This window comes from Micromonospora sp. NPDC005298 (genome assembly GCF_040607375.1).
Taxonomy (GTDB): domain Bacteria; phylum Actinomycetota; class Actinomycetes; order Mycobacteriales; family Micromonosporaceae; genus Micromonospora.
On sequence record NZ_JBEXGP010000011.1, the window covers coordinates 35,848 to 56,525 of the forward strand.

At 73.6% G+C, this 20,678-nt stretch carries 27 protein-coding genes; 24 read left to right on the forward strand and 3 right to left on the reverse strand.

Features of this window, described 5'->3' with window-relative positions; translation table 11 throughout:
• Positions 1-32: 32 nt before the first annotated feature.
• From sepF to ABZS77_RS17540, 12 genes are all read left to right on the forward strand, one after another.
• Complete coding sequence (sepF, locus tag ABZS77_RS17485; RefSeq protein WP_354823668.1) at positions 33-725, forward strand: cell division protein SepF; 693 nt, start codon at positions 33-35, stop codon at positions 723-725.
• A gap of 30 nt (positions 726-755) precedes the next feature.
• Entirely contained in the window at positions 756-1,061 is a 306-nt protein-coding gene (locus ABZS77_RS17490; protein ID WP_030488971.1) for a YggT family protein, read from the forward strand.
• Between the two features lie 44 nt (positions 1,062-1,105).
• Positions 1,106-1,912 (forward strand): DivIVA domain-containing protein, encoded by an 807-nt coding sequence (locus ABZS77_RS17495; protein ID WP_007463015.1) that lies wholly within the window; start codon positions 1,106-1,108, stop codon positions 1,910-1,912.
• An 80-nt stretch (positions 1,913-1,992) separates the two neighbouring features.
• Positions 1,993-2,694, forward strand: coding sequence for a hypothetical protein (locus ABZS77_RS17500; protein ID WP_354823670.1), 702 nt, complete (start codon positions 1,993-1,995; stop codon positions 2,692-2,694).
• A gap of 11 nt (positions 2,695-2,705) precedes the next feature.
• Positions 2,706-3,011: a DUF167 domain-containing protein gene (locus tag ABZS77_RS17505; protein WP_354823672.1), complete on the forward strand. Its 306-nt coding sequence runs from the start codon at positions 2,706-2,708 to the stop codon at positions 3,009-3,011.
• A gap of 22 nt (positions 3,012-3,033) precedes the next feature.
• The gene (locus ABZS77_RS17510) at positions 3,034-4,533 is read left to right on the forward strand and encodes a potassium/proton antiporter (RefSeq protein ID WP_354823674.1); all 1,500 of its coding nucleotides are present in this window, start codon (positions 3,034-3,036) and stop codon (positions 4,531-4,533) included.
• Between the two features lie 225 nt (positions 4,534-4,758).
• Positions 4,759-5,178 (forward strand): TraR/DksA C4-type zinc finger protein, encoded by a 420-nt coding sequence (locus ABZS77_RS17515; RefSeq protein ID WP_151492260.1) that lies wholly within the window; start codon positions 4,759-4,761, stop codon positions 5,176-5,178.
• A 63-nt stretch (positions 5,179-5,241) separates the two neighbouring features.
• Entirely contained in the window at positions 5,242-5,859 is a 618-nt protein-coding gene (lspA, locus tag ABZS77_RS17520) for a signal peptidase II (protein ID WP_354823676.1), read from the forward strand.
• The gene (locus ABZS77_RS17525) at positions 5,856-6,800 is read left to right on the forward strand and encodes an RluA family pseudouridine synthase (RefSeq protein ID WP_354823678.1); all 945 of its coding nucleotides are present in this window, start codon (positions 5,856-5,858) and stop codon (positions 6,798-6,800) included. Before lspA ends, ABZS77_RS17525 begins: the two co-directional genes overlap by 4 nt.
• 42 nt (positions 6,801-6,842) lie before the next feature.
• Positions 6,843-7,871 carry a hypothetical protein gene (locus ABZS77_RS17530; protein ID WP_354823680.1) on the forward strand — a complete coding sequence of 343 codons (1,029 nt, stop codon included), beginning with the start codon at positions 6,843-6,845 and terminating at the stop codon, positions 7,869-7,871.
• A 74-nt stretch (positions 7,872-7,945) separates the two neighbouring features.
• Complete coding sequence (locus ABZS77_RS17535) at positions 7,946-9,643, forward strand: ATPase (protein WP_354823681.1); 1,698 nt, start codon at positions 7,946-7,948, stop codon at positions 9,641-9,643.
• Between the two features lie 56 nt (positions 9,644-9,699).
• Complete coding sequence (locus tag ABZS77_RS17540; protein WP_354823683.1) at positions 9,700-10,530, forward strand: DUF2567 domain-containing protein; 831 nt, start codon at positions 9,700-9,702, stop codon at positions 10,528-10,530.
• Here ABZS77_RS17540 and ABZS77_RS17545 read toward each other — a convergent pair.
• Positions 10,445-11,149, reverse strand: a complete 705-nt coding sequence (locus ABZS77_RS17545; RefSeq protein ID WP_354823685.1) for an LON peptidase substrate-binding domain-containing protein — start codon at positions 11,147-11,149, stop codon at positions 10,445-10,447. The two genes, ABZS77_RS17540 and ABZS77_RS17545, sit on opposite strands and share 86 nt — an antisense overlap.
• Positions 11,150-11,255: 106 nt before the next feature.
• Here ABZS77_RS17545 and hisD point away from each other — a divergent pair, with 106 nt between their 5' ends.
• From hisD to hisF, 12 genes are all read left to right on the forward strand, one after another.
• Entirely contained in the window at positions 11,256-12,578 is a 1,323-nt protein-coding gene (gene hisD / locus ABZS77_RS17550) for a histidinol dehydrogenase (protein ID WP_354823687.1), read from the forward strand.
• Positions 12,575-13,648, forward strand: coding sequence for a histidinol-phosphate transaminase (locus tag ABZS77_RS17555; protein WP_354823689.1), 1,074 nt, complete (start codon positions 12,575-12,577; stop codon positions 13,646-13,648). Before hisD ends, ABZS77_RS17555 begins: the two co-directional genes overlap by 4 nt.
• Complete coding sequence (gene hisB, locus ABZS77_RS17560) at positions 13,645-14,256, forward strand: imidazoleglycerol-phosphate dehydratase HisB (RefSeq protein ID WP_354823691.1); 612 nt, start codon at positions 13,645-13,647, stop codon at positions 14,254-14,256. Before ABZS77_RS17555 ends, hisB begins: the two co-directional genes overlap by 4 nt.
• Positions 14,257-14,314: 58 nt before the next feature.
• Positions 14,315-14,488, forward strand: a complete 174-nt coding sequence (locus ABZS77_RS17565; protein WP_167517465.1) for a hypothetical protein — start codon at positions 14,315-14,317, stop codon at positions 14,486-14,488.
• Complete coding sequence (gene hisH, locus ABZS77_RS17570; protein ID WP_354823693.1) at positions 14,485-15,120, forward strand: imidazole glycerol phosphate synthase subunit HisH; 636 nt, start codon at positions 14,485-14,487, stop codon at positions 15,118-15,120. Before ABZS77_RS17565 ends, hisH begins: the two co-directional genes overlap by 4 nt.
• Positions 15,121-15,156: 36 nt before the next feature.
• Positions 15,157-15,480: a hypothetical protein gene (locus ABZS77_RS17575; RefSeq protein WP_354823695.1), complete on the forward strand. Its 324-nt coding sequence runs from the start codon at positions 15,157-15,159 to the stop codon at positions 15,478-15,480.
• Positions 15,481-15,494: 14 nt separating this feature from the next.
• Entirely contained in the window at positions 15,495-16,220 is a 726-nt protein-coding gene (priA, locus tag ABZS77_RS17580) for a bifunctional 1-(5-phosphoribosyl)-5-((5-phosphoribosylamino)methylideneamino)imidazole-4-carboxamide isomerase/phosphoribosylanthranilate isomerase PriA (protein WP_354823697.1), read from the forward strand.
• Positions 16,217-16,606: a RidA family protein gene (locus tag ABZS77_RS17585; protein WP_354823699.1), complete on the forward strand. Its 390-nt coding sequence runs from the start codon at positions 16,217-16,219 to the stop codon at positions 16,604-16,606. The genes priA and ABZS77_RS17585 overlap by 4 nt, the downstream gene beginning before the upstream one ends.
• Before the next feature lie 78 nt (positions 16,607-16,684).
• Positions 16,685-17,131 (forward strand): MarR family transcriptional regulator, encoded by a 447-nt coding sequence (locus ABZS77_RS17590; protein WP_354823701.1) that lies wholly within the window; start codon positions 16,685-16,687, stop codon positions 17,129-17,131.
• Between the two features lie 5 nt (positions 17,132-17,136).
• Positions 17,137-17,568, forward strand: a complete 432-nt coding sequence (locus ABZS77_RS17595; RefSeq protein WP_354823703.1) for an organic hydroperoxide resistance protein — start codon at positions 17,137-17,139, stop codon at positions 17,566-17,568.
• A gap of 48 nt (positions 17,569-17,616) precedes the next feature.
• Positions 17,617-18,615, forward strand: a complete 999-nt coding sequence (locus ABZS77_RS17600) for an NADP-dependent oxidoreductase (protein WP_354823705.1) — start codon at positions 17,617-17,619, stop codon at positions 18,613-18,615.
• Positions 18,616-18,688: 73 nt separating this feature from the next.
• Positions 18,689-19,447 carry an imidazole glycerol phosphate synthase subunit HisF gene (hisF, locus tag ABZS77_RS17605; protein ID WP_354823707.1) on the forward strand — a complete coding sequence of 253 codons (759 nt, stop codon included), beginning with the start codon at positions 18,689-18,691 and terminating at the stop codon, positions 19,445-19,447.
• Positions 19,448-19,453: 6 nt separating this feature from the next.
• Here the strand turns inward: hisF and ABZS77_RS17610 are convergent, their stop codons facing one another.
• Together ABZS77_RS17610 and ABZS77_RS17615 are read right to left on the reverse strand one after the other, a co-directional pair.
• The gene (locus tag ABZS77_RS17610) at positions 19,454-19,915 is read right to left on the reverse strand and encodes a hypothetical protein (protein ID WP_354823709.1); all 462 of its coding nucleotides are present in this window, start codon (positions 19,913-19,915) and stop codon (positions 19,454-19,456) included.
• A gap of 101 nt (positions 19,916-20,016) precedes the next feature.
• Positions 20,017-20,667, reverse strand: coding sequence for a hypothetical protein (locus ABZS77_RS17615; protein WP_354823711.1), 651 nt, complete (start codon positions 20,665-20,667; stop codon positions 20,017-20,019).
• Positions 20,668-20,678: the final 11 nt, after the last annotated feature.

Here is a 20,678-nt window from a genome sequence, read left to right on the forward strand (position 1 = left end):
CGCGTGCCGCACGGCGGACGGAAGGGCGCGGGATGGGTGCACTGCGCAAGGCGGGGGTCTGGCTCGGTCTGGTCGAGGAAGACGACGAGCGGGCCTACGACGACGGTGGCTACGACAAGGGTGGCTACCGTGACTCGCGGTACCGGCAGAGCCGGTACGCCGAGGAGTTCGCCGACGAGGACGACGACGACACCGAGGAGCCGCCGGCTCCCCGGCCGCGGGTCAGTGAGCGGGGTCGGCTCTCCGAGCGGTCGAACGGGCGTGTCAGCGAGTCCGACCGTGGCGACGGTGAGCGTCCGGAGCGGGTCGAGCGGTCCAGCGTGCGGTCGATCACCCGGTCGTCGAGCGGCGAGACGTCCGGCGCGCTGACCTACCACACCCGGGACAATCTGGCCCTCGCGCCGCAGGCCGCGCCGCGTGAGCGGGTGGCGCCGGAGGAGGAGCAGCGCTACCAGATCACCACGCTGCACCCGACCACCTACCGTGAGGCGCGCACCATCGGTGAGCACTTCCGCGACGGCGTCCCGGTGATCATCAACCTCACCGAGATGGACGAGGCCGACGCCCGCCGTCTGGTGGACTTCGCCGCCGGTCTGGCGTTCGGGCTGCGCGGTACGATCGAGCGCGTGACCAATCGGGTGTTCCTGCTCTCACCGGCCAATGTCCAGGTCACCGCTGAGGACAAGGCCAAGATCGCTGAGGGCGGTTTTTTCAGTCTGAGTTGATCCCGCCCGACCCGAGGGACGTCGCTGACCGTGTTGTCGATCTTGCTGCAAGTGTTGTATCTGATCCTTTATGTCTTCCTGCTGCTTCTTCTGTCCCGGTTCGTGTTGAGCGCCGTCCTGCAGTACGGCCGCCGGTGGCAGCCGGGGCGCGGAGCGGCAGCCGGATTGGAATCCGTGTGGAGCGTCACTGATCCCCCTCTCAACGCGTTGAGGCGTGTGATCCCTCCGCTGCGAATTGGTACCGTGAGCATCGACCTGGCCTCCCTTGTGCTCCTGGTTATCCTGTTCGTGCTGATGGAGTTCGTGTTAGGGCCGTCGATCAGGGCATCTGCCTGATGACCGACGCGCTTTCGCGGCCGCAACTGACCCGAGGAGTTTCGATGCCGCTGACCCCGGCCGACGTCCACAACGTCGCCTTCAAAAAGCCGCCGATCGGCAAACGGGGGTACGACGAGGAGGAGGTCGACGCCTTCCTGGACGAGGTCGAGCGCGAGCTCGCCCGTCTCATCGAGGAGAACAACGAGCTGCGCGCCCAGGTGGAGCGCGGCGGCCGTGGCGGTGCCCCCGCCGGCCCCGGCGGCGACGCCCGACTGGCGGCGGAGCTCAATGACGTCAAGGCCCAACTGGACCGGGTGCAGCGCGACAAGTCGGCGGCCGAGCAGGCCGCCCGCGCGATGCAGGCCGAGCTGGAGCAGGTCCGCGCGACCGGCGGCCCGGCCGGCGGCGTCACCGGTGACGGCGAGCAGCAGGCGCTGCGGGTTCTCATGATGGCCCAGCGCACCGCCGACGACCACGTGTCCGACGCCCGGCGCGAGGCCGACCAGCTGCTCTCCGAGGCGCGCAGCAAGGCCGAGGAGGTGACCCGCGAGGCTCGCGCGAAGGCCGACGCCCTGGAGCGGGACGCCCGCCAGCGGCACCAGGAGGCCATGGGCGGCCTGGACGCCAAGCGCACGGCCCTGCAGAAGCACATCGAGGAGCTCAAGCAGTTCGAGCGCGAGTACCGCACCCGGCTCAAGGCGTACCTGGAGAGCCAGCTGCGGGACCTCGACGGTCGCGGCCAGGGCCTCGAGGCGGAGATGACCCGCTCCGAGGCGGGCCGGGTCGCCGGTGGCAACGGGCTGGCCGCCGCGGGGCTCGCCGGATCGTACGGCGGCGGGCGCTCCGGCGCCCTCGAAGCCGGACGCTGAGCACCGGCCGGCGATCGCTGTCCGCCAATGGTGACGGTCGCCGGCCCCGTTCGGACGGTACGAAGCGGCGGGGGTGAGCCGTGATAGTCGCGAGTCTCCTGCTCATCCTCGTCGCGGTGGTGCTGCTGGTTCTCGGCCTGGCCGGGGGCTCCAGCATCATGTTGATCATCTCCATCGCGGCCAGTCTGCTGGCCGCCGTGGCGTTGGTGGTGGGCGCCCGCCAGGCAGCCGCCAACCGCGCCACGGCGGCTCCGGGCCGGACCGACCGGCGCACCGCCGGCGCACCCCGTACGGCCGGTCAGGCCACGTCGGGCAGCGCGTACGGGCCGCCGCTGGTCGAGCCGGACGTACCGGTGCAGCACACGCCGTCGACTGGCGGTTCCGGCGGCACCGGGTGGCGGCAACCACCCGAGCCGCCGGTCGACCCCGCGTTCGACGCGTCGGTCGACCGGGACGGCCCGTTCGTGGCCCCGGTCGACGACGTGTCGTCGTCGCGGCCGGTGAGTCCGGCGTCGTCGGACGAGGCGTCTCGTGCCCACGCGTTGGCCGGCGAACCGCCCGCCCAGCCGGTCACCCCCGCCGAGGCGGCCCGGGTGGCCCGGCTGCCCGATCCGGTGCAGGTGGTCGACGGTCGGCCCCGCTTCCACCTCGCCCATTGTCCGCACCTGGTCGGCCGGGCGGCGGAGACCCTGCCGGTCGCCGAGGCGGTCGAGCTGGGCTTCACCCCGTGCGCGCGCTGCGCGCCGGCCACCGTCCTGCTCGCCGACGTCCGACCGATCTGAAACGGCCTCCGGTGCCCGCCCAGGACACGCTGACCGTGGCGGTGCGGGTGAAGCCCGGCGCGTCCCGCGACCGGGTCGGTGGCCGGTTCGACGGACCGCACGGCCCGGCCCTGGTGATCGCCGTGCACGCGCCGGCGGTCGACGGACGCGCCACCGAGGCGGCCCGTCGGGCCCTCGCCGGCGCGCTCGGCGTACGACCGGCGGCGGTGTCGTTGCGGGCCGGCGCGGCCAGCCGGGACAAGCTCTTCCTCGTCGACCGGCCCGGCCCGGAGCTGTCCGGTCTGCTCGGCCGGCTGCGCGACGGATCCGTCGAGTGAGGAACGTCCGGGCCGGGCAGCGGTGACACCGGGGCTGGACATCGCGCTGCTGCTCGGCGCGGGAGTGTTGCTGGTCGCGGTCGGGGCGGTTCGGCTCTCCACCCGCCTCGGAGTGCCCAGCCTGCTCGTCTACCTGGCGTTGGGTGTGACGATCGGCGAGGCCGGGCTGGGCATCCGCTTCGACGACGTCGAGTTGACCCGGACCCTCGGGTTCTGCGCGCTGATCGTGATCATCGCCGAGGGCGGCCTGACCGCCCGGTGGAGCACGCTGCGTCCGGTGCTCGGGCTGGCCTCGGCGCTCTCCACGGTCGGCGTGGTGGTCAGCATCCTGGTCGTCGGTGTCGCCGTACACCTGCTGTTGGGTCTGGACTGGCGGCTGGCGTTGCTCTACGGCGCGGTGCTCTCGTCCACCGACGCGGCGGCGGTCTTCGCGACGCTGCGCCGGCTGCGCCTGCCGCCGCGGCTGGTGGCCACGCTGGAGGCCGAGTCGGGCATGAACGACGCCCCGGTGGTGCTGCTGGTGGTGCTGCTGTCCCATTCGGGCTGGGCGCATCCGTGGTGGTACGAGGCCGGGCTGGTCGTCTACGAGCTGGGCGTCGGCGCGGCGGTGGGCGTGGGCGTCGGCGTGGCCGGGACGTGGGCGCTGCGCCGGGCGGCGCTGCCCGCGGCCGGGCTCTATCCGATCGCGGCGGTCGGGATCACCGTGTTGGCGTACGCGGCCGGCGCGGTGCTGCACGCGTCGGGGTTCCTCGCCGTCTACGTGGCCGGGGTGGTGCTGGGCAATGCCCGCCTGTCGCACCGGCGGGCCATCCTCGGTTTCGCCGACGGGTTGGCGTGGCTCGCGCAGATCGGCCTGTTCGTGCTGCTCGGGTTGCTGGTCTCGCCGGGCCGGCTGGACGCGGCGGTGCTGCCGGCGGTGGTCGCGGGGCTGGCGCTGGTGCTGCTGGCGCGACCGTTGTCGGTGGCGGCGTCGGCGGCGCCGTTCCGGGTGGGTCTGCGCGAGCAGGCGTTCCTGTCCTGGGCCGGGCTGCGCGGTGCGGTGCCGATCGTGCTGGCGACCATCCCGCTCTCCGAGCGGGTGCCGGGCGCGGAACGGCTCTTCGACGCGGTCTTCGTGCTGGTGGTCATCTTCACGCTGGTGCAGACCGGGACGCTGGGGTCGCTGGCCCGCCGGTTGAGGATCACGGCGCCGGCCGAGGCCACCGAGATCCACGTGGAGACCGCCCCGCTGGAGCGGATGCGGGCCGACCTGCTCCAGCTCGAGGTGCCGCAGGGGTCCCGCCTGGCGGGGGTGCACGTCGACGAGTTGCGGCTGCCGGTGGGGGCGTCGGTGACGCTTGTGCTGCGTGACGGGGTGGGTTTCGTGCCCGGCCGGGACACCCGGCTCAAGACCGGCGACAGCCTGTTGATCGTCGCCACCGCGGGGGTGCGTGACGCCGCCGAACGGCGGTTGCGGGCGGTCAGCCGACGGGGTCGGCTGGCCCGATGGTTTGGGGAGTACGGGGACGAGTCGGACGCTTGATCTGCTAGCGTTCCCTTTGCCCCAGTTAGGCAGGGCTCGGGGCACTTACACGGTGCGACGGTGCGGCACGTTGTCGGACGCCTGTACGTTCCGTATTCTTGCCAACCTCCGGAGTGCGCGGCCAACGGTGCCGTGCGCCCCTTTTCGTACATAGGGGACGTCGTGGTGGGCGCCCCCTGACCAGGAACCGTGGACCACGCGGTTCCGCGGCCGAGGGAGCGACCCATGGCGAAGCCAGCCGACACGAGGACCGCCGGCCGCAAGCCGGTGGCCAAGGTCACCCGCAGCGCGGCGGAGACCGAGAAGATCCGCGCGGCGCTGGCGGCGCGGCGGGACGAGCTTCGGGCCGAGTACGATCAGACGCTGAGCGAGATCACCGAGCTGCAGCGCGACCGGCTGACCGACTCGGCCGGGGACGACCAGGCCGACACCGGCACCAAGACGTTCGAGCGTGAGCAGGAGATCTCACTCGCCAACAGCATCCTGGAACGGATCACACAGGTCGAGCGCGCCCTCGAGCGCCTGGACGAGGGTGGTTACGGCTGGTGCGAGCGGTGCGGCAACCCGATCCCGGTCGAGCGCCTCGCCGCCTTCCCGTCGGCCACCCTGTGTGTGACGTGCAAGCAGCTGGAGGAGCGGCGCTGAGGCCGTTCCCCGGCGGCGATGGGACGGTGAGCGATCACCGCCGAAACTGTCGATGGGGAGCGAATGACCGCAGCACCGTCCGCCGAGCCCGGCCGCAGTGAGCCGGGTGGCGGCAAGCCCCGGCCCCGGGCCGTCGCGATCCTCACCGGGGTCGCCCTGGTGGCCCTGCTGGCCGACCTGGTCACCAAGCACCTCGCGCTGGCCGCGCTGACCGATCGGGAGCCGGTCCGGCTGCTCGGCGGCCTGGTCTACCTGAGCCTCACCCGCAACAGCGGCGCGGCGTGGAGCATCGGCTCGGACCACACCTGGATCTTCCCGCTGATCACCATCGGTGTGGTCGGCTGGATCGTGTGGATGGCGCTGCGCCTGCGCTCGCTGCCCTGGGCGATCTCCCTGGGCCTGGTGCTCGGCGGCGCGCTCGGCAACCTCGTCGACCGGATCTTCCGGGCGCCCTCCCCGTTCCACGGCCACGTGGTCGACATGATCAGCCTGTTCGACCCGTACGGCCAGGTGTGGCCGGTGTTCAACCTGGCCGACAGCTCGCTGGTCTGCGGCGTGCTGCTGGCCGTACTCCTGGAGTTGACCGGCCGTCAGCGCGACGGCCGGCGGGCCGGTCGGGACGGCGAGCCGACCGACGCCGACTCCGCCGAGTCCACCGCCGACCAGCGGGAGCGGGCATGACCTCCGCGTTCGCCGCCGGCGGCGACCACCGTTCCCTTCCCGTGCCCGACGGCCTCGACGGGATGCGCCTGGACCAGGCCGTGTCCCGCCTGTTCGGGCTCTCCCGCACCGCCGCCGCGGCCCTCGTCGACGCCGGGGACGCGCTCGTCGACGGGGCAGTCCGCGCCAACTCCCACAAGGTCAAGGCCGGCTCGTGGCTGGAGGTCACGCTGCCCGCCCCGGTCGCCCCGCCGACCGTGGTGCCGCAGGCGGTGCCCGGCCTGCGGGTCGTGTACGCCGACGACGACATCGTGGTGGTGGACAAGCCCGTCGGCGTGGCCGCGCACCCCAGCCCCGGCTGGACCGGGCCGACAGTCATCGGCGCCCTCGCCGCCATCGGGCACCGCATCTCCACCAGCGGCGCCGCCGAGCGGCAGGGCGTCGTGCACCGCCTCGACGTGGGCACCACCGGGATCATGGTGGTGGCCAAGAGCGAGCAGGCGTACACGGCGTTGAAGCGGGCCTTCAAGTACCGCGAGGTGGACAAGGGCTACCACGCCGTGGTGCAGGGGCACCTCGACCCGCTGCGCGGCACCGTCGACGCGCCGATCGACAGGCACCCCACCCACGACTACCGGTGGGCGGTGGTCTCCGGCGGCAAGCCGAGTATCACCCACTACGACACCCTGGAGGCGTTCCCGGCGGCGAGCCTGGTCGACGTGCGGCTGGAGACCGGCCGGACCCACCAGATCCGGGTGCACTTCTCCACGCTGCGGCACCCCTGCGTGGGTGACCTCACGTACGGTGCCGATCCCACCCTCTCGGCCCGTCTCGGACTGGCCCGACAGTGGCTGCACGCTCGCGAACTGAGCTTTTCGCACCCCCGTTCGGGGGACGAGGTCCGGTTCGTCAGCGACTACCCTGACGACCTGGAACGCGCGCTTCAGATCCTGCGTGACTAGAGCGGCGACCGCCCGACACCGATCCGACGAGGGGATCCGCCCGTGCGCGCCGGCGACCTGCTGCGGCAGCTGGACCAACGGCTGCTGCCGCTGCTGACCCGGGGTGTCGCCCGGCTGGGTGACCGCTCGGGGCGCTCCGGTGTGCTCACCTGGGCGGCGCTGGTCTCCCTGGCGGCGGTTCTGGGCACCGCCGTGTGGGCCGCCGACGACACACCGGTCGGCGACCGGACGGTGGGCGAGGTGACCCGGGTCGGGGTGGCCGACGGCGACTCCGTCCCCGGCTACCTGCGCTCGGCGGCGGCGGACCTGGCCGCGCTGTCCAGCACGACCCCGGCCACCGGTGACGGGACGTACGCGCTCGTCACACTCGACGCGTACCTGCCGCCGCAGCGACTGGCGGACGTGCTCGGCGACGTGCCGGTCTCGACGGTCTTCGGGCGGGTGCCGCTGCCGGGGCGGCAGACCGAGATCGTCCGGATCCCCGCGCTGCGGGTGCCGGACGACGTCGTCGCCGGGATGGTGGAGGTGGCCTCCCGCAAGGCCACCGAGGCCGCCGACTACCGGGCCCGGGCCGCCGCGCTGACCGGCGACGGAGTCGACGAGCGGGAACTGCGCGCGCGGTACGCCGACGGCGCGCAGGTGGCGGACGCCGAGGCGGCGGCGTACCGCGACGGTTGTGGCTGCGTGTACGCCGCGGTCGTCCGGGCGGCCCCCGAGGTGCTGCGGGGTGTGGCGGCACGGCCGGCGGTACGGGCCGTCGACCCCGCTCCCGAGGTGTACCGGCTGGACCGCGCGGTCTTCACACCCCCGCTCCCCGAACAGCGCGACGTGGTCCGCCCGCCTGTCGACACCGGGCCGAGCCCGACGTCGAGCCCGGGCCGGCCCACGGAGGCGGCGCGACCCGCACCCGAGCCGCTGTCGTCGATGGGCGAATCGTCGGAACCCGCACCGGTCGTCACGATTCCGTCACCCATGGCGTCGCCGGTCGTGACGACCGAGCCGCCCCCGCCGAGCGTCACCACCTCCCCGGACGCCACCGGCGTCGGGCCGCCGGCCGCCAGCCCGTCATGATCTGTGCCGGGCGGTGTGCGTCCTGAGGTGTGGCCCGAATAGTGTTTCCTTCGTAGCCTGTCAGACGGAGATCGATGGTGCTGGGAGGGCGGGCCGTGGAGGGCAGTGAGACCGGCTGGGGCCGGCCGGCCGAACCAGCGCCGCGGTGGCGGGCGTTGCTGGACCGCGCCCGGCTGGGCGGCCGGGCCGCCGAGCAGGCCGAACCCGACCGGCGGGCCGAGGAGCCACCACCGGATCCACTGCCGCGACGTGCGGCCCCCAACGGCTACGCCGGGCGCGCGCCGGCCATCGGGCATCCGGCCGAGCTGTCGTACGGCGCGGAGCCCGCCTACCGGGCCGAGGCGACCTACCGGGTCGACCCCGCGTACCGGGCCGAGCCGGCCTACCGGGCGGAGCCGGACTACCGCGGGGAACCCACCTACCGGTCCGAGCCCGCCTACCGCTCGGAGCCGGACTACCGGGCCGAGCCGGATTATCGGATCGAGCCGGACTACCGGGCTGAGCCGGACTATCGGGTCGAGCCGGACTATCGGGCCGAGCCCAGCTACCGGTCCGAGCCGGACTACCGCTCGGAACCCACCTACCTGGCCGAGCCCACGTACCGGCCGGAGCCGGACTACCGGCCCGAGCCGACGTACCGGGCCGAACCCGAGCCGCCGGCGCCGCGGCCCGAGCCCGTCGAGTCGCGCTACGCGCTGCTGGACAACGGCTACCGCCAGGGTGGCCCGCCGGTCGAGTCGCGCTACGCGCTGCTGGAGACCGGCTACCAACCGGAGACGGGCTACCCCGTCGCGACGTCCCCGCCCGTCCCGCCGGCCGCGCCGGTGATCCCGCCACCCGCCCCGCCGGTCGTCCCGCCACCGCCACCGCCGGTCGTCCCGCCACCGGCCCCGGCGGTCGGCTCGGCGGTCGCCGAGCGCGGCTACCCGGCCCGCATCGAGTGGCGTCCGCAGGGCGTCGACCAGGAGGTGGAACGGGCCACCGGCGTGCTCCGCCGGGACCTGGGCACACCCCGGGTGTTCGCGTTCGCCAACCCCAAGGGCGGGGTGCACAAGACCACCGCCACCGTCCTGGCCGCCGCCACGGTCGGCAGCGTCCGCGGCCGAGGTGTGCTGGCCTGGGACGACAACGAGCTGCGCGGCACCCTCGGGCTGCGCGCCGGCAGCGCCCGGCACGCCCGGACCATCCGCCACCTGATCGGCGAGCTGGCCCAGATCGAGATCCTGGAGGGCGCGACCCTCCTGGACCGGCTGGACGACTTCCTCCGGCACGCCTCCGACGGCTCGTACGACGTGCTGGCCGGCGAGGAGAGCCCCCGCTTCGCCCAGCGCCTCGACCAGTTCACCGTCCGGCGGGTGCTGGAGCTGCTGCGCCGGACCCACGACGTGGTCTGCGTGGACACCGGCAACAACGTGGAGAGCCCCAACTGGCGCACCGTCATGCAGGCCGCCGACCAACTGGTGGTGACCACCGTGCCCCGCGAGGACGCCGCGTTCAGCGCCGACTGGATGCTCGACCTGCTGCACGAGGAGGGCATGAGCGAGCTGGCCGACAACGCAGTCACCCTCATCTCCTGCCCCACGCCGGGGCGGTCCGCCCTCCAGGACGACCTGGAGCGGCACTTCGCCACCCGGACGCGCGGGGTGGCCGTGGTGCCGTACGACGCGGCGCTGGAGACCGGATCGTCGATCGAATACCACCAGCTCCAGCCGGAGACCCGGCAGGCGTGGCTGCGCGCGGCGGCGATGATGGTGGAGCCGTTCGCCCGGTGAGCTGCTCTGCCGCCACCGGCGCCCCGGCCCACCCTCGGGCCTGAGAGGATCATCGGGTGAGCCCGGACAACCCCGACCCCGAGCGGCCCGTCAACGAGCCCGATCGACCCGCGCCGCCCCGGCCGTCGGAGGCGACACCGCCGACCGCCGAGCCGCCGGCCGGGATCCCGCACGGCGGATTCCATCCGGGCGAGGTCGGTGCCTCGACGGCGTACCAGAGTTCGCCGGAGCTGAGCGCCGACGAGCCGCGACGTCCGCTGCGTGCCGTGGCCACGGTGCTGGGCTTCGTGCTCGCGTTCGCCGTGCTGGGCGCGCCCCTCGGATGGCTCTGGGCCGCGCTCGCGCCGGACACGCCGGTGCTCAAGACCGCCGAGGGGGCGATCTACGCCGAGCCGCAGCCGGAGCAGCCGATCGCCGCGGACGGATGGTTCAGCCTGCTCGGTCTCGCCTTCGGGGTGCTCGCGGCCCTCGTCGTCTGGTACGTGCTGCGGCGTAGACGCGGCCCGGTCGGCCTGCTCGCCGTGGTGCTCGGCGCGTTGGCCGCCGCGCCGGTGGCCTGGCAGGTGGGCCGGCGGGTCGGCCTGGGTACCTTCGACCGGCTGCTGGCTACCGCCCCCGACGGTCAGGCGTTCACCAAACCCGCCGACCTGCGCGCCGGCGGTGTCGACTGGCTGCTCGGGGTGCTGCCGGTGCCGCACGGCAACCTGCTGCTGCCGGCGTTCGGCGCCGCCATCACGTACACCCTGCTGGCCGGCTGGTCGCGGTGGCCGTCGCTGCGGCCGGAGCCCGACCTCGCGGCGGTCAGTTGGGCGTTGGCGGGGACGCCAGCTCCGACAACGGCACCGGAACCGCCCGCACCTGGCGCAGCAGAGCCGCCTCGCGGTTGAGCAGCCGCAGCTCGGCGCGGAGCCGGGCCGCGGTGTCGTCGATCGCCAGGAGCCGCTGCCGGTCGTCGACGGTCAGCGCCGCCGTCGCCGCCACTAGGTGCGACAGCACCGTCGGGTCCTCCGGGAGCTGCTCGGAGATCTCCTCCGGGTCGGAGCGGACCAGGCCCAGGTACTGCCGGAACACCGCGATGACCCGGGCGGCCAGCACGTCGGCGACCTCGTCCGGGCCGGCCGGCTCGGGCAGCCACTCGACCTCGGCGGTCAGGTAGGGCGCGGTGCTCTCGTCGACCTGCGCGATGCGGAACCGGCGTCGGCCGACCGTGACGATGTCGAAGCCGCCGTCGGTGAGCTCGGTCACCTGGCGCAGCTCGGCGGTGCAGCCCACCTCGTGCAGGGTGACCTCGCCGACGCCGGGCGTGGGCCGACCGTCCGGTCCGGTGGGCGCGACCTCCCAGCCGGCCTGGATGGCCACCACGCCGAACTCGCGCGGCGCGCCCTCGGGCAGGTCGACCAGGTGCCGCACCAGCGCCCGGTACCGCTCCTCGAAGATGTGCAGGGGCAGCACCAACCCGGGAAAGAGCACCGTTGCGAGCGGGAACACAGGCAGCCGTGCGGTCACGTGGTCGAGCCTAACGAATCCGGTCCGGCGGGGCGTGGCCCGGCTCACCGTCCCGGCGGGCGGGCGGCTCGGGTGAGCTGCGGGCGGGCCGCCTAGACTCGCAAGGGTGCTGAATCGGATCGACCTGCGCGACGGTCTCGGAGACCCGCGCCGTCTGCTGCCCCGTGCCCAGCTCGACGTGTCGGTGGCCGTCGAGCGGATCCGCCCGCTGGTGGAGGCGGTCCGGGACCATGGGTACCCGGCGATCCGGGAGGCGAGTGAGCGGTTCGACGGCATCTCGCCGCAGGTGCTGCGGGTGCCCGCCGAGGCGATCACCGAGGCCGAGGGTGTGCTCGACCCGGCCGTACGCGCCGCGCTGCTGGAGTCGATCAGCCGCGCCCGCAGGGTGCACGACGACCAGCGGCGCACCGACCACGTCACCCAGGTGGTGCCCGGCGGCACGGTCACCGAGCGGTGGCTGCCGGTCGACCGGGTCGGTCTCTACGTCCCCGGCGGGCTCGCCATGTACCCGTCGACCGTCGTGATGAACGTGGTGCCGGCCCAGGCGGCCGGGGTGCGGTCGCTCGTGGTGGTCAGCCCGCCGCAGAAGGACAACGGTGGCCTGCCCGACCCCCGGGTGCTCGCCGCGTGCGCGCTGCTCGGCGTCGACGAGGTGTACGCCGTCGGCGGCGCCCAGGCCGTGGCGATGCTGGCGTACGGCTCGGCGGTCGACCCGGCGGGTGAGTTGCGGTGCGACCCGGTCGACCTGGTCACCGGCCCCGGCAACATCTGGGTGACCGCCGCGAAGCGGCTGCTGCGCGGCGTGGTCGGCATCGACGCCGAGGCGGGCCCGACCGAGATCGCCATCCTGGCCGACGACACCGCCGACCCGGCGCACGTCGCCGCCGACCTGATCAGCCAGGCCGAGCACGATCCGCTGGCCGCGAGCGTGCTGGTCACCCCGTCGCTGGCGCTCGTCGAGGCGGTCGAGCGGGAGCTGGCCCGGCAGGTGCCGGCGACCAAGCACGCCGAGCGGGTGAGCACCGCGCTGACCGGTGAGCAGAGCGGCGTGGTCCTCGTCGACGACCTGGAGGCAGGGCTGCGGGTGGTCGACGCGTACGCGGCCGAGCACCTGGAGATCCAGACCGTCGACGCCCGGGAGTGGGCGCTGCGCGTACGCAACGCCGGGGCGATCTTCGTGGGCGCCTGGTCGCCGGTGTCGCTCGGCGACTACTGCGCGGGCTCCAACCACGTGCTGCCCACCGGCGGGTGCGCCCGGCACTCGTCGGGGCTGTCCGTGCAGTCCTTCCTGCGCGGGGTGCACCTGATCGAGTACACCGAGGCCGCGCTGCGTGACGTGGCCCCGCACGTGGTCACCCTGGCGAACGTGGAGGACCTGCCGGCGCACGGCCAGGCCGTCCAGGCCCGCTTCCCGGGAGGGACGGCGTGACGAGCCTGGAGGATCTGCCGATCCGCGACGACCTGCGCGGGCTGACGCCGTACGGGGCGCCGCAGCTGGACGTGCCGGTGCGGCTCAACACCAACGAGAACTCCTACCCGCTGCCGGAGCCGGTGGTCGAGGGGATCGGCAAGGCGCTCGCCGCCGAGCTGCGCGACCTGAACCGCTACCCGGACCGGGACGCGGTGGCGCTGCGCGCCGACCTGGCCGGCTATCTGGGGCACGGGCTCACCGTCGGGCAGGTGTGGGCGGCCAACGGCTCCAACGAGATCCAGCAGCAGCTGCTCCAGGCGTTCGGCGGCCCGGGGCGCAGCGCGTTGGGCTTCGTTCCCGCGTACTCGATGCACCCGCTGCTGGCGCTCGGCACCGGCACCCGGTGGGTGCCGGCGCGGCGCGGCGTCGACTTCGGGTTGACCGCCGACGAGGCGGTCGCGCAGGTCCGCGAGCACCAACCCGACGTGGTGTTCCTCTGCTCGCCGAACAACCCCACCGGCACGGCACTGGACCCGACGGTGGTCGCTGCGGTTCTCGACGTGGCGCCCGGCATGGTGGTCGTCGACGAGGCGTACGCCGAGTTCGCCCGGCCCGGCACGGTCAGCGCCCTCGCGGTGCTGCCCGGGCACCCGCGGCTGGTGGTCACCCGCACGATGAGCAAGGCGTTCGGGTTCGCCGGCGGCCGGCTGGGTTACCTGGCCGCCGACGCGGCGGTGGTGCAGGCGGTGCAGCTGGTCCGCCTGCCGTACCATCTGTCCGCGCTGACCCAGGCCGCCGCCCGCGCGGCGCTCGCCCACCGCGACGCCCTGCTGGGTACGGTGGCCGCGATCATGGGGGAGCGGGACCGGATCGTCGCGACGCTGCGCGCCCGGGGCCTGCGGGTCGCCGACAGCGACGCCAACTTCGTGCTCTTCGAGGTGGGCGGCGACCAGAGCGCCGTTTGGAAAGCCCTGCTGGCACAGGGAGTGCTGGTCCGTGACGTCGGCGTGCCCGGCTGGTTGCGGGTGACCGCCGGCACCGCCGCCGAGACCGACGCCTTCCTTTCTGCAATGGAGACCTCGCTATGAGCCGGACCGCCCGGGTGGAGCGGATCACCAAGGAGACCAAGGTCCTCGTCGAGATCGACCTCGACGGTACGGGCGCCGCCGAGATCAGCACCGGCGTGGGCTTCTACGACCACATGCTGCACCAGATCGCCCGGCACGGCGGCTTCGACCTGACCGTGCGCACCGTCGGTGACCTGGAGATCGACGCGCACCACACGATGGAGGACACCGCGCTGGCCCTGGGCGCCGCGTTCGACCAGGCGCTCGGCGACAAGGCGGGCATCCGGCGGTACGGCTCGGCGACCGTCCCGATGGACGAGGTGCTGGTGCGGGCCGCGGTCGACCTGTCCGGCCGGCCGTACGTGGTGCACGACGAGCCGCTGCTGGTGCCGTACATCGGGCCGGTGTACGCGACGAGCATGACCCGGCACATCTGGGAGTCGTTCGGTCAGGCGGCCCGGGTCACGTTGCACGTCGACGTGCTGCGGGCGGCCCGCCCGGGCGGTCACCCGGACGCGCACCACGTGGTGGAGGCGCAGTTCAAGGCGGTCTCCCGTGCGTTGCGCGAGGCCACCGCGATCGACCCGCGGGCGGCGGGTGCGATCCCCAGCACGAAGGGCGCGCTCTGATGAGCGCGAGGAGTGCAGCGCAGCGGAGCCCCGCAGTCGCGAATGGAAGGGGACTCTGATGGGCGCGGCGTTGCCGACGTTGCTGCTGATCCTGGCCGGGGTGCTGGTGGGTGGCACCTGGTCGCTGCACCGGCAGGGCGCGCCGAGGGGCGCGGTGGTGGTGACCGGGCTGCTGGCCGTGCTGGCCACGGCGGCCGGGGTGCTGCGGCTGATTCCGGGGTCGGGCTCGTGAGCGCCGACGTGGTGGTGCTCGACTACGGCTCGGGCAATCTGCGTTCGGCGGAGCGGGCGTTGGCCGCCGCCGGGGCGCGGGTGCGGGTGACCGACGACCTGGCCGCCGCTGCCGCCGCCGACGGGCTGGTGGTGCCGGGGGTCGGCGCGTACGCGGCGTGCATGGCGGGGATCGAGGCGCTCGGGGCGGGTCCGGTGATCGCCGAGCGGGTGGCCGCCGGCCGTCCGGTGCTGGGCATCTGTGTGGGTATGCAGGTGCTGTTCGAGCACGGTGACGAGCACGGTGTGGTGACCAAGGGGCTCGGGCTGTTGCCGGGCGGGGTGACCCGGTTGGCCGCGACCCGGTTGCCGCACATGGGGTGGAACACCGTGCGGGCGCCCCGGGAGTCGATGCTCTTCGCCGGGTTGGGGCCGCAGAGCCGGTTCTACTTCGTGCACTCGTACGCGATGGGCGACCCGGCGGCGTTGTCCGCTGCCGGGGCGTTGGTGACCACGGCCCACCATGACACGGATTTCGTGGCGGCGGTGGAGCGCGGTGCGCTGTCGGCCGCTCAGTTCCATCCGGAGAAGTCCGCCGACACCGGTGCCGCGTTGCTGCGCAACTGGCTCGGCACGCTGTCCACCGGTGACTGAGGGTCGTCGCCCGCGGCCCGTCCGGTGGGGTGCGCGGTGAGTCGGGAGCGGGCTCGCCGCCGGGCGGAGCGTGAGGCGGAGCAGGCGCGTGAGCGGGCGGCGCGGCAGCGCCGGGTGGCTCGCCGGCAGCGCCGCCGGGCGGTGGTCCGCCGGTTGACGCCGCAGCTGCGTCGGGGCCGGTCGGGTCGGTTGGCCCGGCACAGCCGGGGTGAGCGGGCCGCGATCGTGCTGCTCACCGCGGCGGCGCTGATCCTGATCTGGACGTTCGTCGACGATCTGGCGCTGCGTGTCGCGCTGATCGTGTTGTTGCTGCTCGTACTGCCGGCGATCGTCGTGATCGCTCTGGACCGCCGTACCTGATCGAGGAGAAGACGTTGAGTCTCACCCTGTTACCCGCCGTGGATGTCGCCGACGGCCGTGCCGTCCGGCTCGTGCAGGGCGCCGTCGGTAGCGAGAGCATCTACGGCGACCCGTTGGACGCCGCGTTGGCCTGGCAGCAGGACGGCGCGGAGTGGATCCACCTGGTCGACCTGGATGCGGCGTTCGGCCGGGGCACCAACGCGCACCTGCTCGCCGAGGTGGTGCGGCAGTTGGACGTGAAGGTGGAGTTGTCCGGCGGTATCCGTGACGACGAGTCGCTGCGGGCGGCGCTGGGCACCGGGGCGACCCGGGTGAACATCGGTACCGCCGCCCTGGAGGACCCGGTGTGGTGTGACCGGGTGGTGGGGGAGTACGGCGACCGGGTGGCCATCGGGCTTGACGTGCGCGGTCGTACCCTGTCGGCGCGCGGGTGGACCCGCGACGGCGGTGACCTGTTCGAGGTGCTGGAGCGGCTGGACAAGGCGGGCGCGAGCCGGTACGTGGTCACGGACATCACCAAGGACGGCACGATGCGCGGTCCGAACCTGGATCTGTTGCGGGAGGTGTGCGCCCGGACCGACCGGCCGGTGATCGCCTCCGGTGGCGTGTCCACGTTGGACGACCTGCGGGCGCTGGCGGCGCTGGAGTCGATCGGTGTGGAGGGTGTGATCGCCGGCAAGTCGCTGTACGCGGGCGCCTTCACGGTGGCCGAGGCGCTGCGGACGCTGGCCGAGGCGTGACGGTCACCCGGCTCGGCTCGGGCGGTCCGTGGGAGCAGCGGTACGGCTACTCGCGGGTCGTCCGGGCCGGCGAACGGGCGTGGACGGCGGGCTGCACGTCCACCGTGGACGGTCGTGTGACGCACGTGGGTGATCCGGCGGCGCAGACCGCGCAGGCGCTGCGGATCGGGTTGGCGGCGCTGGCCGAGGTGGGTGCGGAGCCGGGGGATGTGGTCCGGACCCGGATGTACGTGACGGACCGGCTGCACGCCGACGAGGTGGGTCTGGCGCACAACGCGGTCTTCGGGGCGGTGCGGCCGGCGGCGACGTTGGTGGTGGTGGCCGCCCTGCTGGATCCGGAGCATCTGGTCGAGGTCGAGTTGGAGGCGTACCTCGGCGACCGCTGAGGTACGTCCCTTCGGGGTGCGGGCCGGCACACGGCCCGATAAGTTGTGCACAACTTAATCGTGGGCTACGGTTCATGGGTGACCGATGATCTGGTGCTGCGCCGGCAGGTGTGCTTCGCGCTCTACGCCGCGTCGCGCGCCCTGACCGACGTGTACCGGCCGATCCTCGACGAGTTCGGTCTGACCTACCCGCAGTACCTGGTGCTGCTGGTGCTCTGGGAGCGCCCCGACGACGCCCCCACGGTCTCCGAGCTCGGCGCCGAGCTGCGCCTCGACTCCGGCACGCTCTCCCCGCTGCTCAAGCGGATGGAGGGGGCGGGCCTGGTGGTGCGGCAGCGCTCGACGCGCGACGAGCGCCGCGTCGAGGTGGGCCTCACCGAGCAGGGCCGGGCACTCCGGCAGCGGATGGACGACGTACCGCTGCGGATCGCCCGGGCCACCGGGCTCGGCATCGCCGAGCTGGTCACGCTGCGCGACACCCTCACCCGGGTCACCGACACCATCCACCGACAGAAGGAGCAGTGACTCTCATGCAGGTTCTCTACACCGCGTCCGCGACCGCCACCGGCGACGGCCGTGACGGCCACGTCGAGACCTCCGACGGCACCGTCGCGCTCGACCTGGCCGTGCCGAAGGAGATGGGTGGCGCCGGTGGCGCCGCCAACCCCGAGCAGCTCTTCGCCGCCGGCTACGCGGCCTGCTTCCACAGCGCGCTGCGGGTGGTGGCCCGCAAGGCCAAGGCCGACGTGAACGACTCCGTCGTCGCCGCCGAGGTGGGCATCGGCCCGAACGGCAGCGGCGGTTTCGGGCTCACCGTGCAGCTCGTCGTCGACCTGCCCGCCGTCTCCCGCGAGACCGCCGAGCAGATCGTCGAGCAGGCCCACCAGGTGTGCCCGTACTCCAACGCCACCCGCGGCAACATCGACGTCACGCTCACCGTCCGCGAGACCCTGGCCGCGTGACGTCGCGGACCCAGGCCACTCCCCCCGGACGGAAGGACGACCACCCCCGTGACCAGCAACCGTGAGATCCACCTGGCCAGCCGTCCCGCCGGTTGGCCCACCGAGGAGAACTTCCGGCTCGTCGAGACCGACGTGCCCACGCCCGGTCCGGGCCAGATCGTGGTCCGCAACCAGTTCATGTCCGTCGACCCGTACATGCGGGGACGGATGAACGACGTCAAGTCGTACGTGGCGCCGTTCGCGCTGGACACGGCCCTGGACGGCGCCGCGGTCGGCGAGGTGGTGGCCAGCGAGGCGGCGAACGTCCAGGTCGGCGACACCATGCTGCACGGGCTGGGCTGGCGGGAGTACGCGCTGCTCGACGCCACCGCCGCCCGCCCGGTCGACGCCAGCCTGGCCCCGGTCAGCGCGTACCTCAGCGTGCTGGGCATGCCCGGCCTGACCGCGTACGCCGGTCTGCTCGAGGTGGCGGCGATGAAGCCCGGCGAGACGGTCTTCGTCTCCGCCGCGGCCGGCTCGGTGGGCAGCCTGGTCGGTCAGATCGCCAAGCTCAAGGGTGCCGGCCGGGTGGTCGGCAGCGCGGGCTCGCCGGCCAAGGTCGAGCGGCTGCGGGCGCTCGGCTTCGACGCCGCCTTCGACTACCACGACGGACCCGTCCGCGACTCCCTGCGGGCGGCCGCACCGGACGGCGTCGACGTCTACTTCGACAACGTCGGCGGCGACCACCTGGAGGCGGCGATCTCGGCGATGAACCTGCACGGCCGGGTCGCCATCTGCGGCATGATCGCGCAGTACAACGCCACCGAGCCGCCGGCCGCGCCGCGCAACCTCGCGCTGGTCATCGGCAAGCGGCTCACCCTGCGCGGCTTCCTGGTCAACGACCACAACGACGTCCGCGCTGCCTTCGTGCGCGACGTCGCCGGTTGGCTGCGCGACGGCACGCTGTCGTACGACGAGACGATCGTGGACGGCATCGAGAACGCCCCGTCGGCGTTCCTCGGGCTGCTGCGCGGTGAGAACCTGGGCAAGATGCTCGTCCGGGTGTGACACGGACCTCGTTCACGGCGGCCGACCCGATCGGGTCGGCCGCCGCCACGCGTACCGAGGATAGGCTCACCGCATGACGGTGGCGGTGCGGGTGATTCCCTGTCTCGACGTGGACGCCGGGCGGGTGGTCAAGGGTGTCAACTTCCTCGACCTGCGCGACGCCGGTGATCCGGTGGAGCTGGCCGCGGCGTACGACCGGGCCGGCGCCGACGAGTTGACCTTCCTCGACGTCACAGCCTCCTCCAGCGACCGGGGCACCATGCTCGACGTGGTACGCCGCACCGCCGAGTCGGTGTTCATCCCGCTGACCGTCGGCGGTGGGGTCCGGCAGGTCGCCGACGTGGACACCCTCCTGCGCGCAGGCGCGGACAAGGTGGGCGTGAACACCGCGGCCATCGCCCGACCGGAGCTGATCGCCGAGATCGCCGACCGGTTCGGGCGGCAGGTGCTGGTGCTCTCGCTGGACGTGCGGCGGGCCGCGACCGACAGCGGGTTCGAGGTCACCACGCACGGCGGCCGGCGTGGCACCGGCATCGACGCGGTGGACTGGGCGCGACGGGGCGCCGAGCTCGGCGCGGGGGAGATCCTGCTCAACTCGATGGACGCCGACGGCACCAAGGCCGGCTTCGACCTGGAACTGATCGCCGCCGTACGGGCGGTGGTGGACGTGCCGGTGGTGGCCAGCGGCGGCGCGGGCGAGGTGGCCCACTTCCCGCCGGCGGTCGGCGCTGGCGCGGACGCGGTGCTCGCCGCCAGCGTCTTCCACTTCGGGGAGCTGACCGTGGCCGAGGTCAAGGACGCGCTGCGCCGCGGTGGTCACCCGGTGCGCTGAGCCCGCTCAGTGCCCGCCGGAGTGCCCCTCGGGCGACCGGCGGGGCGTGGGGATCGAGCGGACCGCGTACTCCTGGACGGCCGCCGCGTGATCGGCCTCATCGAGGATCCAGTCGGCGCTGCCCGGCGCGTGCCGGCGGCTCAGGACGCCCTGCACGGTGTCCACCATCGTGGCGACACCGGCGCGCGGGCGGTTGCGCCAGAGCTGCTCACCCTCGGTGGTGATCCGGAACCAGCCGTCGGCCACGCTGATCAGACCGGCGCCGACCAGACGCTGGACTGCGGCCTCCACCTCGTGCCGCTGCGGGATCGCGTGGTTGAGATGGTCGGCGGTGGAGAGCACGTCGGTGAGGCGGACACCCTCCGGCCTGCGGCTGGTCGCCGAGCGGCGGTGCCGACCGGCGCCGCTCGCGATGACCAGCGACACGAAGATCCAGGCGTCCGTCCAGCGCCAACCGTTCTCCCCCATGCAGAGATGATGACGGCGCGCGTCGCGGAAGGGAACACCCACCCGCCATCCGGCCCGCGTGACCACCTCGGCGTGCCGGCCCGGGGACGGTCGGTGAGCGCTCAGCCGACGGGAACGGCGGTCGGCGCGGCCGGGGCACTCTCCGTCACGGGTACGGCGAACAGCGGGATGAGCAGGTGCGCCAGCGGGCCGATGGCCAGCGCGTACGCGACGGTGCCCACGCCGACCGTGCCGCCGAGCAGCAGGCCCAGGACCAGGACGACGACCTCGATGACGGTGCGCACCAGCCGGACCGACAAGCCGGGTCGGCGGGCCACGAAGCCGGTCATCAGGCCGTCGCGGGGGCCGGGGCCGAGTTGGGCGCCGAGGTAGAGACCGGTGGCGGCGCCGTTGGCGACGATCCCGGTGACCAGCAGCGCGATGCGCACGCCGAGCGGGCCGCCGGCCGGGAGCAGCGCCAGCGTGGCGTCCGCCACCAGGCCGATGACGACGACGTTGCTGACCGTGCCGAGACCGGGGCGTTGCCGCAGCGGGATCCAGAGCAGCAGCACGAGCGCGCCGACGGCGATGGTGACGGTGCCGAAGGAGAGCCCGGTGCGTTCGGACAGGCCCTGGTGGAAGACGTCCCACGGGTCGAGGCCCAGATCGGAGCGGACCATCAGGGCCATGCTGACGCCGTACAGGAGCAGCCCGCCGTAGAGCTGACCCAGCCGTCGCGCGGGCCGGTGCCGCAGATTGCCAATCAGTGCCATGCATGCCACCC